We start from the raw sequence: 15,621 nt of genomic DNA on the forward strand, positions 1-15,621 counted from the left end.
CGATCCCCGCGGGGATCTGCTGATGACCGGCGCGGCTTCCGTAGGCCACTACCGAGGACCGGGGCACGTGCGGTGCCACGCCTCTCCCTGCATCCGGCGAGAGCCTCAGGGAACAGTCTCCCATACACGACAGGTGGCCCCCACGGTCTGACACGACCGTGCATGGAGCCACCTGTGTGAACAGTCGACGAACGGCGGGTACGCCGCGTCGACTCTTATGTGCGGACCTGGTCAGCGACGCAGACCCAGGCGCTTGATCAGCGAACGGTACCGCTCGATGTCCTTGCGCTCCAGGTACTTCAGCAGCCGACGACGGCGACCCACCAGGATCATCAGGCCACGACGAGTGTGGTGGTCCTGCTTGTGCTCCTTGAGGTGCTCGGTCAGGTCGGTGATGCGACGGGTCAGGACCGCGACCTGGACCTCGGGCGAGCCAGTGTCGCCTTCGACGGTCGCGTATTCCTTGATGATCTCCTGCTTGACAGCGGGATCCAAAGCCATGGAAGTGCTCCTTGAGTCGTGTACCGCGAACAGTGCCTGGACGGCCCGGGTCATACCCGTACGTTCAGGTGCCCGCCACCGCGGACTGCAGCAGGGCATACGTCATCTGAAGAAGACAACTGGTACAGCTTACCAGAGTGCTGCGTCGCTCCTCGTACTCCCCGACTCAAAGGACCGCATGAGGGACGGGATCACTCCTCCACTGACCAGAAGCTCACGGTCAACCACCGTCTCCACCGCCAGCCGCACAGGTATCTCTCGTCGGGAACCCTCGACACTGACAACCGACAGAGAGACCACCGGGTCCCGGGCCTCCAGGACCGACCTGACGGGTATCTCGACTCTGTCCGCGGCCACCAGCTCATCAAGCCCGTCGTGGTGGGGATCGAGTCTGATAAAAGGGAGAATTCCCATGCCGATGAGATTGGTCCGGTGAATCCGCTCAAAACTACTCGCCAAAACTGCTCTGACGCCCAGGAGTTTCTGCGCCTTCGCTGCCCAATCACGTGACGATCCCATGCCGAAACGTTCCCCTGCCACCACGAGGACGGGCTGATTCTGTTGTGCGTAGCGTCCCGCGGCTTCCCAGAGAGTGACAATTTCCCCGGAAGAGGCATGCCTGGTGTGTGCGGTAGGAGCTTCCGGAGCAAGTCCGTTGACCAAGGAATGGTTGAAAAAAGCCCCACGGGCCATCACTTCCCAGTTGCCACGACGCGAGGCAAAGACATTGAGGTCCTCGCGATCCTCTCCTCGTTCGACGAGGAAATCAGCGATGAAGCTGTCCTTCGGGATGGCGCTGGCCGGAGAGATATGGTCAGTGGTGACATCATCACCGAGGGTCAGCAGTGGATGCGCGGACAACGACTCCGGGAGGTCCTCCACAACGTCCTCTGCGAAGGGGGGAGGACGCAGGATCGTTGAGTCAGCATCCCAAGGGAACTGCGCAGTGTCTGGCACGTCGATGGCATCCCAGAGAGGATTCCTGGAGGCGACCTGGAAGTCTCTACCGAAGTCCTCCGGATGGAGAGCGCGACTCAGAGTCTGATCGACCTCCCCCGGGCTCGGCCAAAGATCACGCAGCGTGACAGCAGCCGAGCCTTCTCCGAATGATACCTGCCAGAGGTCAGTCCCGGCGTCTCCGGTGAGCGCATATGCGATCACCATGGGTGGGCTGACGAGGAACCCGATGTCCAGGTCAGGGTGGACTCGGCCCGGGAAGTTCCGGTTCCCGGAGAGGACAGCAGCAGGTCGCACCCGCTCGGATCGGTGGATCTCCTCCATCTCCACCGACAGAGGGCCCGAGTTTCCGATGCATGTGGCACATCCGAATCCGACGATATCGAAACCCAATGCGGCAAGGTCATCGGTCAGCCCTGCGCGCGTGAGATAGGAGACCGCCGCCGGCGACCCCGGAGCCAGCGATGTCTTGACCCAGCTCTTCGGCCGCACGCCGGCCTTCCGGGCACGGCGCGCCAAGAGGCCAGCGGTGATGAGTAGCCGAGGGTCAGTAGTATTAGTGCAGCTAGTGATGGAGGCCAACGCCACCGGGTGCCGGGGAACAGGCGAGCCTTCAGAACTCTTCAGCTCAGGCCCGTCGTCATGGGCGAATCGGGGCGGGAACGCCTCCAGCGCCTGCGGAACCTGACTGATCGGGAGGAGGTCCTGAGGCCGCTGAGGCCCGGCCGCACTAGCCGTGATGCTCGAGAGGTCGATCTCGAGCTGCCGGGTGTACTCCGGCTCCACCTCAGGTTCATGCCAGAAACCTGCCGCACGAGTGTATGCCTCCACCAGTTCCAGGTGCTCTTCAGAACGCCCCGTCTGGCGCAGGTAGTCGACTACGTTGGGGTCGACGGGGAAGTAGCCGGTCGTCGCTCCGTATTCGGGCGCCATGTTCGCCACTACTGCACGCTCACCGACAGTCAGACCAGCCAGCCCCGGACCGAAGAATTCCACGCACTCACCGGTGGCTCCGATTGCTCTGAGCCGTTGGGTGACGACGAGGGCGAGGTCGGTGGCAGTGGCACCACCTGTGAGGTGTCCGGTGAGTCGGACTCCGACGACGTCGGGCAGTTGCAGAGATGTGGGCATGCCGAAAATGACCGTTTCGGCCTCCAGCCCTCCAATCCCCCAGCCTAGGACTCCCAGCCCATTGATCATCGGCGTATGAGAGTCGGTACCGAGCATCATGTCCGGGTAGATGAGGGGGCCGCCGACGGCGTCATCATCGGTCTCCACGACCGTGGCCAGCTGCTCGAGGTTAATCGTATGCATGATCCCGGTGTTGGGAGGGTTGATATGCAAATTGTCCATCTGAGACGCCGCCCACTTCAGGAATCTGTAACGTTCATAGTTCCTCCGCACCTCCTCTTTCATATTGAGTGCAGCGGCATCGGGACGCGCGTAGGATTCGACAGCAAGCGAGTGGTCGACTGAGACTTCCACCGGGAGCGACGGGCTGAGAAACTCTGGAGAACCTCCGGTTCGTGCCACCCGATCACGCATCGCCGCCATATCGACCAGCGCTGGAGTGCTCGTGGTGTCGTGCATGAGGAGACGCCCCGGGCGAAACGTCACCTCGGCAGAACTTCTGCGGGAATCCCGCCACCGACGAATCGCTTCGAGCATCCGCCGACGATCACCAGGATCTGCACAACGGATGATGTTCTCGGTTAGCAGACGCAGCACCATCGGCCAGCGCCGCCACTCGTGACCCAGTGCAGCGGCCACATTGGCCGCGCGCCAGACTCGCCCTCCGTGCTCAAAACCATGGAAGAGGTCCTCGTCAGCGGAGTCCATATGATCGTCCCCTCTCACTCAACAGACTTAAAATATATTCTATATTGTACTCCGGCGCAGCTTTCGCCTCTCCGTACGCCACAGGCGCCCGCATCCACAGCTATATGACCATCTGGTGGATCTCGGCGAAAAGTATGTTGTATATTCTATGGCACCGTGTCGCAGATCACACATCCTCACGGGATTCCCCGGAAACTTGCGACCCACTTCTTCACGAACGGAGCGAACCTACCCATGGAAGAAGCATCCCTCCTTCTCACGAGCACCGGGCTCGGCGTCATCGGAGTCACAGTGGCCCTGCTCATCTGGGGCAAAGTCCACCCGACCGTGCCCCTGGCCGTGGTCCCCGTGCTCGGTGCGCTCATCGCCGGGTTCTCTTTCGCCCAGGTCACTGAATTCTTCTCCTCCGGACTGGAACAGGTCATCGAAGTAGCCATCATGTTGATCTTCGCCATCATGTTCTTCGGGGTGATCATCGACAGCGGCCTGTTCAATCCGCTGATCCGGGGGCTGATCCTCGCGACACGGGGAAAAGTCGTCCTCGTGGCAGTGGGCACCTCCCTGATCGCCATCGTGGCTCATGTCGACGGTGCAGGTGCCAGCACCTTCCTGCTAACGATCCCCGCACTGCTGCCTCTCTACCAGGCACTGAACATGAGCCCCTATCTCCTCCTCCTACTCGTGGTCATGAGCGCCTCGATCTTCAACATGATCCCCTGGGGAGGACCGCTGGGGCGCGCAGCCAGCGTCGTCGACGCCGGAATCATCGAGCTGTACCAGCCGCTGATCGCAGTCCAGATCGCTTCGGTGTTCCTCATCATGGGCGCCGCCGTGTTCTTTGGCTTCCGCGAAAAGCACCGTATCCAGCGCCTGGTCACAGCAGGCCAGATCGAAGCCCGAGAAGACATCTCCATCCGTGAGGTAGCCGACGATTTCTCAGCCACTCGCCGAGCGGAGCGCGAGCTACTTGGCGAGGACCTGCGCAGCAACTGGGCGGTCACTCTGGGTAATCTCGCTGTCCTTCTCACCGTGGTCTTCGTCATGATGGCTGACATCGTGCCTCCAGCACTGGCGTTCATCCTCGGTCTCGCAGTCGTCCTGCCACTGAACTGTCGGACCGCTGGGGCTCAGATGGATCGTGTCAAAGCACATGCACCCGCCGCCCTGATGACCACGTCGATCCTCTTCGCCGCGTCGATCTTCCTGGGCGTGCTCAACGAGACCGGGATGTTGGAATCCATCGCGACCTCAGCGCTGCTGGTCATCCCGGATTCGGTCGGACCGCACCTACACCTCATCGTCGGGTTCCTCGTTGTGCCTCTGGACCTTCTGACCAGTACAGATGCGTACTACTTCTCGTTGCTTCCCCTCGTCGATGCCACAGCAGGTCAATTCGGAGTCGAGTCCACCGCCACCGCCCACTCCATGCTGATCGGCAACGTGACCGGCACTTACGTCAGCCCGTTCGCCGCGGGAACGTGGTTGGCCGTTGGACTTGCCGGGGCACAGATGGGCAAGCACATCCGCTACTCGTTCTTCCCGCTGTGGATCATGAGCATCCTACTCATCCTGGTCGCCGTCGCCTTCGGTGTGATCACTTTCTGAGGCACCCTATGAACTCGGACTGCCAGAGTTCTGGCAGTGCAGACCAGACGGGAGGAGGGTGATGGGCGCTGGACGACGATGGTGGATCGCTGTGCTGACCTTCAGCGCGCTGCTCACCCAACTCACGGTCAATATGGTGCGTCCGGCGACGACGTACAAGGTCGACGCCATGGGAGGCGACGCGACACTCGTCGGGGTCGTCGCTGGGACGTATGCGGTCATCCCGTTGATCTGCGCCATGTCCGTCGGACGCCTGATCCAGCGGCTGCCTGTTCTGACCGGGCTGATGGCTGCAGGACTTCTCGTCATGGCGCTCGGCGCCGCTGCAGTCGCCCTGTCCCCCGCAGTGTCCGGACTCATCGGGGGAACGGCCCTCTTGGGCTTCGGTCAGCTAGTGTTCACGATCGCGGGACAGAGCGCTGTCAGTAGAGCATCTGCCGAAGACACCGTCGATTCGAACTTCGGGTGGTTCACGGCCGGTGTCTCCGCCGGTCAGATGCTGGGGCCGCTCCTCGCCGGTGTGATCATCGACATGGGCCCCCACTCCGATGCAGGGACAGGAATCGATCCAGCGATCTGGGCCGGTGCAGTAGCCGTCGCACCCGGCGTAGCCGTGCTGGGACTGCTCGCGCTCCGCAGTTCACAAACATCTGCAACGAAAAGGACGGCACACGGTACAGGATCCGAGGACAGTATCACCGCACGGCACCTCCTCCGCCGTCCCAGAGTAGGTTCCTACATCATCTCCTCAGCAGGGCTTCTGGCATTGACCGACATCCTCGTGGCCTTCGTTCCGTTGATCGGTCACGAAGCCGGGCTGTCCCCCACTGCGGTCGGTGTCCTGCTGGCTGTCCGGGGAGTCGGATCTCTCGTCTCCAGGCTCCTTCTCGGCATCCTAGCCGCGCGGTATCACCGTTCGACCCTGCTAACCTGCTGCCTGCTCGTCTCAGCAGTCTGTTTCGCGATCCTTCCGCTGACCGTCGCCAAACTCTGGACAGCAGCGATGCTGATGCTCGTCGGAGGGTTCTTCCTCGGTCTGGGGCAACCACTGACAATGGCGATGATCACACGTACCGTGCCCGAGGAATGGCGCTCTCCTGCACTGGCGCTACGTCTGGTCGGCAACCGGTTAGGTCAGGTCCTTATACCGCTGACTGCAGGAGCCGTGGCAGGCCCAGTAGGCGCTTCCGGAGCAATCTGGTTGGGCACGCTCCTGCTCATGCTCTCCGGCCTCGAAGAGAGCTCACGGGGAAGCACGGGCCCGACCGACATTACGGATCCACGGGAACCCAGACCATGAACACCTCACCTTCTGCACACCTCAATCACCCCCAACCATGACGCCATGACGAAAGGAAGACCATGAATATCTTCACTGGGACCTCCGACCTGTTCGACACCTACGGAGATCAACTCGAGACATGTGCCACGCAACTTCGCAGCTACGGCACTCACACCCGATTTACTGGGAAGATCGTGACCCTGCGATCCTTCGAGGACAATCTCCTTCTCAAAGACCTCATCCGCGAACCGGGGGAAGGCCGCGTCATCGTCGTCGACTCCGGAGCCTCACTGCGTGTCGCCATGCTGGGTGACAATATGGCACGCCTTGCCGCTGACAACGACTGGGCGGGAGTGGTCGTCAACGGAGCAGTCCGCGATGTCACCGCGTTGGCCAACCTTCCAATCGGAATTCGCGCACTCGGGAGCAACCCCCGGCGAAGCCGGAAAGACGGAGTCGGCCACGTCGGCGAGACACTCAGCTTCGGCGGCGCTGTATTCACTCCGGGCAGACAGCTTGTCGCCGACGAAGACGGGGTCGTCGTGCTTCCTGCCTGACGATCCCGCCGAGGGAACCCGCGGTGTATGGTGCACGGAAGGAAGCATTGACATGCCGCAGCGCCGGCAGAGAGGACCATCACTCGTGACCCCACCGAGCTGGACCAAGACCGGCTACGCCTATGAGCAGGTGCGGCGTCGCGTCATGACTGGAGAACTGCACGCGGGACAGCCTCTGCCGCTGACACAACTGGCAGAGGAGTTCGGAATCAGCATGACTCCGATGCGCGAGGCTCTTAGACGGCTCGAGGCAGAAGGTCTCGTTGTCATCGATACGCACAAGAACGCGCGCGTGACTTCCCTGTCAGCGCAGGAGGCGACTCACCTCTTCGAGCTGCGGGAGAAGCTCGACCCGATGGCCTCGAAGTTGGCCGCGGTGCGACGCACGCAGGACGACGTCGTCTCCATCCAACAGGCACTGAGGAATATGCGTCCCCTGCAGGACGAGAAAGACCTCGACGCCCTGGTCTCGCATCGCGAGTTCCATCGCGCCGTGTACCGAGCGTCCCATAACCCACTCCTGATCCACACTCTGGAAGGCCTATGGGACAAGGCTGACCGCTATCGTCAGGTGGGTATCGCGGCGCGCCGCGACGACGACGCCGACCGGAATCGAGTCCACCGCGAACATGAGGAGATTGCCGAGGCCGTCATCGGTGGAGAGCCGGATGCCGCAGAGAGCTGGATGCTCACCCACGTGAGGCGCAGCCTAGGGCGCCGCGCCATCGATGTCCTCGCGTCATCCCACTGAAGAAGCTGCTCAACAGCGTGGTCACATGCTCCGCAATGCTCACGCCTCATGAATCCCGGCGTCGCAGCGCCTCAGCGATGCCGGGGTGGAGCCCCGGGATCTGCTCAGCAGCGTCGCGAGGCCGGCCTGTCAGGGTGCGAACCGGTTGCTGCGCGGCCTCCTCTGCGGCACGGGCCAGCGCCGTGTGTCCCGAGGCTCGGGCTGCAGAGGCGATCGCCGCCACAGCCTCTTCGGGAGCACGGTTCACTCCGATGAGCCACATGTGCTTGTCATCCGCCGTCCACGCACCCCCGTCGATCACGGGGGCGATGAGGGCCCGATGCCTCCGCGCTTGGGCAGCCGAGGGCCCGGTCAGATAGACGGCCCTGTCTATCCAAGGATTCGTACGGAAGGTGGACCGCACTCCCTGAAAGCCCAATTGACGGGGCAGACGACGTGCTCGGCGCAGCGGCACCACACCTCCCGGGGTCATCTGCTCGAAACGCACCACATAGGGACGCAGCCCCAGCGCCGTCGAACCGATGATGAGACCGCGTGCACACACGATGAGGACTTCTCCGGACATCATCCCCAGGAACCCGAAGACGAACACGGCATAGACCGCAAAGAGTGAGACCGTCTGCACGGCAGTATCGGGCGGGTTGATGAGCGAGATGCCACAGCACAGCAGCCATACGGTCACCGCCAGGAGTATGACTCCGAGGGGCGGGCGATCTCGGAAGACAGCAATGGCCTCCCCGAGTTCTCCGCGATGCCTTCGCACCGCAGCACGTACACTCATGACCCTGCACCCCTCTGCCGCAGCCGCGCAGCATAGACCATCGTGGTGTACGGCAGAACCACGTTCTCCCCCGAGGCCCGGCCAAGGTGGTCACTGAGATACCACTCGAGGTTCGCACGACGGCGCGCACGTTCCTGCTCATCGGCGGTGAGCCAGGAGCTCAGCGTCCTGCTCAGGCGGTGAATCTCCTCAGGAGTGACTCTCCGCTCCCACGAATGCTCCTGCGTAGTGACCTCGCCGAAACTCCGGCCGAAGTCAGGACGCCACCCGGGACGCCGGACATCACCGGCACGCATGATGCGTGTGAGCCGGTGCACCCACGGCACAGAGGTGTCGAGATGATTGGCGATCACCGCGGCGAAGCCCCCGGCACGCAGGATCCTGACCAGCTCGGGCTGCACGGCCTCGGGATCGAACCAATGCCAGGACTGAGCCGCCACCACGAGGTCCGCCCATCCACTGGAGATCTCAGTGGACTCCGCGCTGGTCCGGCTGATCCGCAGCCTGCCGTCGTTAAGGGCCTCGGCGCTGCGCTCGGCCATCACCTCAACCATGGGAGCGCTGGGCTCCACCGCCCGGACCTCGGCACCGTGGGCCAGCAGGCTACGAGTGAGGATTCCGGTACCGGCGCCGAGCTCGACGACCCGCGATGAACCGGCGGCCTGCGGAGTCAGAGGCTCGAGCAGCGTGCGGACCACCTGCTGCGGATACCGCGGACGCACCGCGTCATAGTCACGGGCCTGAGCAATGTCCGAGGCCTCAGAGAAGGCCTCACCGAGCTGACGGCGTCGCCTGTCATCAACGATCATGTCCTGGGTCTCAGACCGCGGCCGGGGACGGTTCGGACGCTGAGCTGGAGCGTGTGCCGCGCACACTGCTCAGCCCTCCACGGCTCGGCGGTTCTGAGAGTCCAGGGCCGTGATGTCCTCGGCGGCCAGCGCTTGACGAGCCTGCAGCACGTCGATCTCCATCTGCCGGATCAGCAGCGGGATTCCCTCGAAGGCGACCATGCCGCGCAGCCGCTCCACGAACTCCACCCGCACCACCTGGCCGTAGAGGTCGAAATCCTCGATCCGCTCCTTGGGCCGGTCCATCACATGCGCCTCGACCACCCGCTGGGTCAGCCCTTCGAAGGTGGGATTCGAGCCGATGGAGATCGCCGCGGGCCACCGCCTGAACTGCGCATCGATGAGCCAGCCGGCGTAGACGCCGTCGGCGGGCACCATACCTTCGGAATCAGACGCGAGATTCGCCGTGGGGAAACCCAGCTCGCGCCCTCGCGCCTCACCGTGGACCACGGTGCCGATGACGGCGTGCGGACGCCCCAGCACCTCACGGGCAGCGGCGACATCACCCATGCCCAGCGCCTCACGGACCCAGGTCGAGGAACACCGACGGTCCTGGCCGAAGTCGTCGACTCCCAGCACCTCGAAGCCGTACTTCTCCCCCAGCTCGACCATCGTGGTGAATGATCCGCTGTTCTCATGACCGAAGCGGACGTCATGACCGACCACTACCACCGATACCTGCAGCGCCTCGACCAGGTACGTCCGGACGAACTCTTCAGCGCTAAGCCGCGCCAGCTCCAGCGAGTACGGGATCATCAGCATCGCGTCCACACCGGCGGCAGCCAGCCGACGGATCTTCTCGGTCACGCCGGTGAGCATCTCCGGGCAGTCCTGAGGCCGGTGGACCTGCAGCGGATGCGGATCGAAGGACAGCGCGACGGAGGTCGCCGAACGTGCCGAGGCCGCAGTCACCAGCTGCTGAAGGACCTCCTGGTGGCCACGGTGGACACCGTCGAAGTTGCCGATGGTGACCGCCGTCGGACCCGGGTCCGACGGCACCTCATCCAGGCCGTTCCAATAGTGCACGTCACTCCTTGCAGACGAATACAGACCGACTGTACCAGCGCCTCTACCCCGCTCAGCGGCGATCCGGGCGCGGTCCGCCCGGGCGATGCCGCCAGAGCCAGAACACACCGATGAAGGGCAGCACCAGCGGCACATAGCCGTAGCCGGAGCCGAAATTCGACCACACAGTGTCATCAGCGAAGAGATCAGGCTGTGCCGCCGTCCATGCCCCCACCGCCAGCACTCCGAGCAGCTCCACCAGCACGGCCGCTGTGGCCGCCCGCCACCCCGCCACAGAGGTCCGCGACAAGGCAAGGGTGGCGAAGACGTAGACCAGCGCGGCGAAGGCCGAGAGCAGATAGGCCACCGGGGCTTCCTCGAAATGGAACACCATCTGATATAGGGCACGTGCCGTGGCAGAGACGGCGAAGATCCCGTACGCGGTAATGATCAGCATCCCGACACCGCGGTTGCGCGGCACCGGCGACTCCGCGGCGCTGCGCCTCAGCTGCTGGTCCTTCACAGCACGCTCCCCCACCAGATCTCCTCCATGCGGTACACCATGACGAACACCACCGGCCCGACGAAGCCCATCACCAGGTTCGACCACCGGGTCCGGTCCACCATCGCCCAGACGAACACCCCGACCGGCAGCAGCAGGGCCGTGAGCACATAGCCCCAGAACTCCCACCCCTCACCGGCGATCGAGGCCGCGAACCCCATCTGCCGAACAGCAGCATAGACCCCGTAGAAGAGCAGGTAGAGCTCCACGGCCGCCAAGGAGATGATCGAGGAATCTGCCGGGTGGTTGCGCAGAGCGGTCATCACCCAGCAGATCACCGTCGACCCCGCGCAGACGACGGCGCCGACGAGGAACATCAGGGTCATGAGCCCTCCTCCGACGTACGGAAGACCAGCTCCGGCTTTGCCTGCCAACGGATGCGCTGCTGCCGGGCAGCCGCAGCGGCGTCACCGGAGGCCGAGGCCTCCCGCTTCGCCGGTACGTTCTTCAGCAGGGCGACGAGTTCGCCGTCGGGAGCATAGGCCGCGGTCAGCTGCTCCGGCTCGGGAGGAGCATCCGGCTCAGCGGACACATCCGCCTCAGCGAGCACATCCGACTCAGCATCCTGCTCCCCTGCCGTCATGACGGCAGGGGAAGCGGTGATCCGCCGTCCGTGGCCGAGGTTCTCCGCCTCCTCGGCACTGAGCTCCCGCCGGGGGAAGATCAGGGCGGCCGCCTCAGCCAGACCGATGTAACCGAAGTCATCGGCCAGCTGGTCCAGGCTCAGCGCGTTCTCGATCCGGTAGGAACCCACCGCGGTGCGGCGCAGCGCGGTCAGGTGCCCGCCGACCTCCAGCAGCTCACCCATATCCCGAGCCAGGGCACGCACATAGGTGCCGGAGGAGACCTCGACCTCGACGTCGACGTCGATCACCCGGCCGCCCTCAAGGCGCCGGATCTCACCGATATCGAAACGCTCTACGGTGACCGGACGGGCCTGAAGGGTGACGTCCTCGCCGCTACGGGCACGCTCATAGGCACGCCGACCCTCCACTTTGATCGCTGAGACCGTCGCCGGGACCTGCATGATCTCGCCGGTGAGCCGTTGAGCGGCATGCCGGATCGCAGCAGCGTCCACTGCATGGGCGAAACGAGTCTCGATCACCTCGCCCTCCGCATCATCAGTGCTGGTGGACAGCCCCAGACGGATCGTCGCCGTATAGGTCTTCGAGGTGCCGACGATATAGGTGAGCAGACGGGTCGCACGGTTGATCCCGACCACGAGCACGCCGGTGGCCATCGGGTCCAGAGTCCCGGCGTGGCCTACTTTGCGGGTGCCAGCCAGCCGGCGGATACGTCCGACCACATCGTGGCTGGTCCACCCAGCCGGCTTGTCGACCAGGACCAGCCCGGAACCGACGGCGATCTCTTCGGGGCGCTGGCGCTTAGCCATCGTCCGGCTCGCCGTGGGAACGGTACGGATCCCCCTCAGCCGCCGGCGCCGCATTTTCCCGCAGGGCTGCGACCTCCGCATCCTGTTCCCGGGCCCGACGCAGAAGGTCCTCCAGGTGGGCTGCGTTTTCCGGGATCTCATCGGCGACGAAGTCCAAGGTGGGGGTCAGCCGGATGGTGAGCTGGCGGCCCACCTCATGACGCAGCACCCCACGGCTGCGCTCGATCAGCGCCTCAGCCTCAGCACGGGCGTTCTGATCACCCATCACGGTGTAGTACACCGTGGCATGCTGCAAGTCATTGGTGACCCGCGCATCGGTGACCGTGATCAGCTCGGCGCGATCGTCTTTGACCCTGCTGCGCAGGGCCTCTGCCACGATCACCTGGATGCGCTTGGCCAGCCGGGCCGCGCGTGCGGGATCTGCCATCGCTTATCCTCCCTCTCGTCCTTAGTCCTCTATACACGTGCTCTATACACGTCATCTATACACGTGCTCATCGTGGAGACAGGTGATCGTCTCGGCACGTGACCACCGTACTGCGGGCACTGACAACCCCGGGGACCGGCCCGCAGGAACTCTCACACGATTTCGGTGAGTGTCTCTCTGCGGCCCGGTCCCCGGGGTCTCAGCATCAGGTCATCACTGGGCAGACCGCCGTCGTCTCAGACGCGCGGGATCTCGCGCATCTCCCAGGTCTCGATGACGTCGCCCTCCTGGATGTCGTTGAACGACCCCAGGCCGATACCACATTCGAAGCCATCGCGGACCTCAGTGGCGTCGTCCTTGTAGCGGCGCAGCGACTCGATGGCCAGGCTGTCGGCGACGACGGCGCCGTCGCGCACCAGGCGGGCCTTCGCGTTGCGCCGGATGACCCCGGAGCGCACGATCGAACCGGCGATGTTGCCGAACTTGGAGGACCGGAAGACCTCGCGGATCTCGGCGGAGCCGAGCGAGACCTCCTCGTACTCCGGCTTCAGCATGCCCTTCAGCGCGTTCTCGATGTCATCGATGGCGGCATAGATGACCGAGTAGAAGCGCATGTCCACGCCCTCGGCATCGGCGAGCTCTTGGACCCGCTCGGCCGGACGGACATTGAAGCCGATGATGATCGCGTCGTCGACCGTCGCCAGGTTCACGTCGTTCTGCGTGATGGCGCCGACGCCGCGGTGGATCACGCGCAGCTGGACCTCCTCGCCGACGTCGATCTTCAGCAGCGAGTCCTCCAGCGCTTCCACCGCACCGGAGACATCGCCCTTGAGGATCAGGTTCAGCGTGTCGATCTTGCCCTCGGCGACAGCCTGGTCGAAGTTCTCCAGGCTGATCCGCTTGCGACGCTTGGCCAGGTTGGCGTTACGCTCGGCGGCCTCACGCTTCTCCGCGATCTGACGCGCCGTGCGGTCCTCGGTGGTGACGAGGAAGGAGTCACCGGCGCGCGGGACCGTGGAGAGCCCCAGCACCTGCACCGGACGTGAGGGCTCGGCCTCCTCCACCGCTTGTCCGTTCTCATCGAACATCGCACGCACGCGACCGAAGCCGTTGCCGGCGACCATGTTGTCACCGACCCGCAGAGTACCGGACTGCACCAGCACTGTTGCCACGGCACCGCGTCCCTTGTCCAGGTGGGCTTCGATGGCCACACCGCGGGCTTCCTTCTCCGGGTTTGCCTCCAACTCCAGGGCGGCGTCTGCGGTGAGCAGGACCGCCTCGAGCAGCTGCTCGATGTTCTGGTGCTGCCGGGCCGAGACGTCGACGAACATGGTCTCGCCGCCGTATTCCTCGGGCACCAGATCGTACTCGGTGAGCTGACCACGGATCTTATCCGGGGATGCGCCCTCCTTATCGATCTTGTTGACGGCCACGACGATCGGCACACCGGCGGCCTTGGCGTGGTTCAGCGCCTCGACGGTCTGCGGCATCACGCCGTCGTCAGCAGCGACGACGAGCACGGCGATGTCGGTGACCTTCGCACCACGGGCACGCATGGCGGTGAACGCCTCGTGACCGGGGGTGTCGATGAAGGTCAGGCCGCGCTCTTCTCCCTCGTGATCGACGTAGACCTGGTAGGCGCCGATGTGCTGGGTGATGCCGCCGGCCTCGCCCTCGGTGACGTTGGAGTTACGCACCGCGTCGAGCAGCCGGGTCTTACCGTGATCGACGTGACCCATGACGGTGACCACCGCGGGGCGGGGCCGCATGGCCTCGGCGTCCTCGTTCTCGGCCTCAGCCTCAAGGTCGATGTCGAAGGACTCGAGGATCTCACGGTCCTCATCCTCCGGTGAGACGACCTGGACCTGATAGCCGAGCTCCTCGCCCAGCAGCTGGAAGGTCTCCTCGTCCAGCGACTGGTTCGCCGTGGCCATCTCACCGAGCTTCATCAGCACGGTGACCAGGGCTGCGGGCTCAGCGCCGATCTTCTCCGCGAAGTCCGCCAGCGCGGCACCGCGACGCAGACGCAGCACCGTGGTGCCGTCGCCCTTGGGAACGCGGACGCCGCCGATCTCGCGAGTCTGCCGCTGCTCCATCTCCTGGCGCTTTGCACGCTTCGACTTCCGCGCCTTGGATCGGGAGCCACCACGGCCGAAGGCACCTGCAGTGCCGCCGCGGCCGCGACCACCGCGACCCCGAGGAGGTCCGCCGCTCGGCCCGCCGGCTCCGGCCGGGGCACCTGCTCCACCCGGTCCACCGCCGGGACGGCCGCCCGGGCGCCCGCGGCCGCCGCCAGCATTGGCCGGCGCCGGAGCCTGGCCAGGCATCATCGAAGGCTTAGGACGGTTTCCACCACCGGGACGCGGTGCGGGAGCACCCTGACCGGCTCCGGGACGACCACGTCCACCGCCGGGGCGGGGACCGCCGCCACGCTCCTGACGCTCACCGCGCATACCCTGCTGCGCGGCGAAGGGGTTGTTGCCCGGTCGCGGACCGGGACGAGGGCCGCCGGAGCCGCCGGGGCGGGGACCGCCGCCGCGCTCCTGCTGACCCATCCCCTGCTGTGTGGCGAAGGGGTTGTTGCCGGGACGCGGGCCAGGCCGCGGACCACCGGGCTTCGGTGCCCCGGACTTCGGCGCATCCTTCGGCGCATCAGACTTCGGCGCCGAGGGCTCGGAGGCCTCGGCAGCCGGCGATGCCTGAGCAGGCGTGGAGGTCCGCTCAGCGTCATCGGCGGGCTGCTGCGGCTTCTGAGCGGGCTTCTCCTCGGTCGCGGAGGAGCCGACGTCCTGCTTGCCCGGAGCCGGCTTGGGCCCGGGCTTCGGACCGCCGCCGGGACGGGCGGCGGAGGGCTTGGGACCGGGCTTGCGGCCCGGCGAGGGCTTAGCGGACTTCTCCGCTGAGGAGGACGCATCCCCAGCAGCAGAGGAGTCGGGGAAGGCTGCACGGAGCTTCTTCGCCACAGGGGGCTCCACCGTCGATGACGGGGACTTCACGAACTCGCCCATCTCCTGCAGCTTGGCGAGTGCATCCTTCGAGGTGATTCCGAGCTCTTTTGCGAGCTCATGTACGCGGGCCTTGGCCACTTTGCTCCTTGTCTGGCCCGCGTGGCA

At 64.8% G+C, this 15,621-nt stretch carries 14 protein-coding genes; 4 read left to right on the top strand and 10 right to left on the bottom strand.

Annotated features, from left to right (window positions below):
• Positions 1-231: 231 nt before the first annotated feature.
• Positions 232-501 carry a 30S ribosomal protein S15 gene (gene rpsO, locus RIL96_RS00280; RefSeq protein ID WP_261623202.1) on the bottom strand — a complete coding sequence of 90 codons (270 nt, stop codon included), beginning with the start codon at positions 499-501 and terminating at the stop codon, positions 232-234.
• A 129-nt stretch (positions 502-630) separates the two neighbouring features.
• The gene (gene acnA / locus RIL96_RS00285) at positions 631-3,297 is read right to left on the bottom strand and encodes an aconitate hydratase AcnA (protein WP_310546997.1); all 2,667 of its coding nucleotides are present in this window, start codon (positions 3,295-3,297) and stop codon (positions 631-633) included.
• Positions 3,298-3,531: 234 nt separating this feature from the next.
• Between acnA and RIL96_RS00290 the strand changes: the two genes are divergently transcribed.
• From RIL96_RS00290 to RIL96_RS00305, 4 genes are all read left to right on the top strand, one after another.
• The gene (locus RIL96_RS00290; protein ID WP_310546998.1) at positions 3,532-4,902 is read left to right on the top strand and encodes a CitMHS family transporter; all 1,371 of its coding nucleotides are present in this window, start codon (positions 3,532-3,534) and stop codon (positions 4,900-4,902) included.
• A 61-nt stretch (positions 4,903-4,963) separates the two neighbouring features.
• The gene (locus tag RIL96_RS00295) at positions 4,964-6,202 is read left to right on the top strand and encodes an MFS transporter (protein ID WP_310546999.1); all 1,239 of its coding nucleotides are present in this window, start codon (positions 4,964-4,966) and stop codon (positions 6,200-6,202) included.
• Between the two features lie 62 nt (positions 6,203-6,264).
• On the top strand, positions 6,265-6,741 hold the full coding sequence (gene rraA, locus RIL96_RS00300; protein WP_310547000.1) for a ribonuclease E activity regulator RraA: 477 nt from the start codon (positions 6,265-6,267) through the stop codon (positions 6,739-6,741).
• An 85-nt stretch (positions 6,742-6,826) separates the two neighbouring features.
• Positions 6,827-7,492, top strand: coding sequence for a GntR family transcriptional regulator (locus tag RIL96_RS00305; RefSeq protein WP_310547001.1), 666 nt, complete (start codon positions 6,827-6,829; stop codon positions 7,490-7,492).
• Between the two features lie 46 nt (positions 7,493-7,538).
• Here RIL96_RS00305 and RIL96_RS00310 read toward each other — a convergent pair whose 3' ends face one another.
• From RIL96_RS00310 to infB, 8 genes are all read right to left on the bottom strand, one after another.
• A complete protein-coding gene (locus RIL96_RS00310; RefSeq protein ID WP_310547002.1) occupies positions 7,539-8,174 on the bottom strand; it encodes a hypothetical protein in 636 nt (211 codons plus the stop codon).
• Between the two features lie 95 nt (positions 8,175-8,269).
• Positions 8,270-9,082, bottom strand: coding sequence for a class I SAM-dependent methyltransferase (locus RIL96_RS00315; protein ID WP_310547003.1), 813 nt, complete (start codon positions 9,080-9,082; stop codon positions 8,270-8,272).
• A gap of 69 nt (positions 9,083-9,151) precedes the next feature.
• The gene (locus RIL96_RS00320; RefSeq protein ID WP_310547004.1) at positions 9,152-10,147 is read right to left on the bottom strand and encodes a bifunctional riboflavin kinase/FAD synthetase; all 996 of its coding nucleotides are present in this window, start codon (positions 10,145-10,147) and stop codon (positions 9,152-9,154) included.
• Positions 10,148-10,199: 52 nt separating this feature from the next.
• Positions 10,200-10,664: a hypothetical protein gene (locus RIL96_RS00325; protein ID WP_310547005.1), complete on the bottom strand. Its 465-nt coding sequence runs from the start codon at positions 10,662-10,664 to the stop codon at positions 10,200-10,202.
• Positions 10,646-11,014, bottom strand: a complete 369-nt coding sequence (locus RIL96_RS00330; protein ID WP_310547006.1) for a hypothetical protein — start codon at positions 11,012-11,014, stop codon at positions 10,646-10,648. Before RIL96_RS00330 ends, RIL96_RS00325 begins: the two co-directional genes overlap by 19 nt.
• Entirely contained in the window at positions 11,011-12,081 is a 1,071-nt protein-coding gene (gene truB, locus RIL96_RS00335) for a tRNA pseudouridine(55) synthase TruB (RefSeq protein WP_310547007.1), read from the bottom strand. Before truB ends, RIL96_RS00330 begins: the two co-directional genes overlap by 4 nt.
• The gene (rbfA, locus tag RIL96_RS00340; protein ID WP_310547008.1) at positions 12,074-12,508 is read right to left on the bottom strand and encodes a 30S ribosome-binding factor RbfA; all 435 of its coding nucleotides are present in this window, start codon (positions 12,506-12,508) and stop codon (positions 12,074-12,076) included. The genes truB and rbfA overlap by 8 nt, the downstream gene beginning before the upstream one ends.
• A 236-nt stretch (positions 12,509-12,744) precedes the next feature.
• A complete protein-coding gene (infB, locus tag RIL96_RS00345) occupies positions 12,745-15,594 on the bottom strand; it encodes a translation initiation factor IF-2 (protein WP_310547009.1) in 2,850 nt (949 codons plus the stop codon).
• Positions 15,595-15,621 lie beyond the last annotated feature (27 nt).

The sequence above is a fragment of the Nesterenkonia aerolata genome (assembly GCF_031470965.1).
GTDB classification, from domain to species: Bacteria; Actinomycetota; Actinomycetes; order Actinomycetales; family Micrococcaceae; genus Nesterenkonia; species Nesterenkonia aerolata.

Bases quoted from the DNA above. Each gene is read 5' to 3' on its own strand.
- rpsO (WP_261623202.1), bottom strand. From the start codon at position 501: ATGGCTTTGGATCCCGCTGTCAAGCAGGAGATCATCAAGGAATACGCG.
- acnA (WP_310546997.1), bottom strand. From the start codon at position 3,297: ATGGACTCCGCTGACGAGGACCTCTTCCATGGTTTTGAGCACGGAGGG.
- RIL96_RS00290 (WP_310546998.1), top strand. From the start codon at position 3,532: ATGGAAGAAGCATCCCTCCTTCTCACGAGCACCGGGCTCGGCGTCATC.
- RIL96_RS00295 (WP_310546999.1), top strand. From the start codon at position 4,964: ATGGGCGCTGGACGACGATGGTGGATCGCTGTGCTGACCTTCAGCGCG.
- rraA (WP_310547000.1), top strand. From the start codon at position 6,265: ATGAATATCTTCACTGGGACCTCCGACCTGTTCGACACCTACGGAGAT.
- RIL96_RS00315 (WP_310547003.1), bottom strand. From the start codon at position 9,082: ATGATCGTTGATGACAGGCGACGCCGTCAGCTCGGTGAGGCCTTCTCT.
- RIL96_RS00330 (WP_310547006.1), bottom strand. From the start codon at position 11,014: ATGACCCTGATGTTCCTCGTCGGCGCCGTCGTCTGCGCGGGGTCGACG.
- truB (WP_310547007.1), bottom strand. From the start codon at position 12,081: ATGGCTAAGCGCCAGCGCCCCGAAGAGATCGCCGTCGGTTCCGGGCTG.
- rbfA (WP_310547008.1), bottom strand. From the start codon at position 12,508: ATGGCAGATCCCGCACGCGCGGCCCGGCTGGCCAAGCGCATCCAGGTG.